The organism is Shewanella sp. ECSMB14102 (assembly GCF_000813075.1).
Classification (GTDB): domain Bacteria; phylum Pseudomonadota; class Gammaproteobacteria; order Enterobacterales; family Shewanellaceae; genus Shewanella; species Shewanella indica.
On sequence record NZ_JWGX01000049.1, the window covers coordinates 1 to 230 of the forward strand.

Sequence of the window (230 nt, forward strand, 5' to 3'; positions counted from 1 at the left end):
CCGCCGTGGTTGGGTCGAATCGTTACTGTTTGAACTGGAGGCCGTTTTTGCCATTGATGTGGCGGCATTTGCCATCATGAGTAATCATCTGCATCTGGTGTTGCATATTGATATAGAGACAGCAAACCGATGGACTGACAGAGAAGTGCTTGAGCAATGGCACAAGCTGTTCAAAGGTGATGAGTTAACCCACAAATTCACCCAGGGTGAGCTGATTGAAGCGTATGAAG

General features: G+C 47.4%; 1 pseudogene. It reads left to right on the top strand.

The annotated features are described in order from the left end of the window. Positions 1 to 230: pseudogene (locus RC73_RS15520) on the top strand (transposase); the annotation flags it as partial.